The 1,055-nt window shown below is 42.5% G+C and carries 1 protein-coding gene; it reads right to left on the bottom strand.

Going from position 1 to position 1,055, the window contains the following annotated elements; translation table 11 throughout:
• A partial coding sequence (pnp, locus tag VXQ92_RS20935; RefSeq protein ID WP_416683060.1) for a polyribonucleotide nucleotidyltransferase occupies positions 1-1,055 on the bottom strand: 1,055 nt, incomplete at both ends.

The raw sequence follows: 1,055 nt of genomic DNA, 5'->3' as shown, positions 1-1,055 counted from the left end.
ATTACTTTACCGTCGTAGATCTTACCTGGTTCAACTTCAGCAGTAATCGCTTGAATTTTCGCAATTGCAGCTTTAGCAGCAGCTTTAGTTTCACCAAATACGCGAACTGTACCGTTATCTTCAATATCAATAGCAGCTTTAGTTTCTTCAGTGATTTGACGGATTGTTGCACCACCTTTACCAATAACATCACGGATTTTATCCGGATTAATTGTAATCACTTCGAATGTTGGAGCATGCATTGAAATTTCAGGACGAGCACGTGAAATTACTTTGTTCATTTCATTAAGGATATGCATACGACCAGCAAATGCTTGGTTTAATGCAACTTCCATAATTTCTTCAGTAATACCTTCAATCTTGATGTCCATTTGAAGTGCAGTAATACCGTTTGCAGAACCTGCTACTTTAAAGTCCATGTCACCAAGGTGGTCTTCGTCACCTAAAATGTCAGAAAGTACTGCGAAACGCTCGCCTTCCTTCACTAAGCCCATTGCGATACCAGCAACTGGTGCTTTAAGCGGAACACCTGCATCCATAAGTGATAATGACGCACCACATACAGAAGCCATTGAAGATGAACCGTTAGATTCAGTAATGTCAGATACAATACGAATAACGTACGGGAAGCGGTCAGCTGCAGGAAGAACTGCTTGAACACCACGACGCGCTAAACGACCATGACCAATTTCACGACGCTTAGGACCAGATTCACGGCCTGTTTCACCTACTGAGTAAGCAGGGAAGTTGTAGTGCAACATGAAGTTGTCAGTTTTAGTACCAGCAAGGGTATCAACCATTAATGCATCACGAGTATTACCCAAAGTCGTTGTCACCAACGCCTGAGTTTCACCACGTGTAAATAATGCAGAACCGTGTGCACGCTCAAGTACGCCCACTTGTACATCTAACGCACGAACAGTTTTGGTGTCACGGCCATCAATACGTGGTTTACCAGATAAAATGTTGTCACGTACAGTACGGTATTTAAGATCTTCAAATAAGTAGTCTACTTCGTCAGCAAGACCGTCTACATCTTCTTCAGGAACGAATTG

This window comes from Acinetobacter sp. 228 (assembly GCF_048147885.1).
The sequence above is the reverse complement of the archived record's forward strand: the minus strand, read 5'-3'. Positions and strand labels throughout refer to the sequence as shown.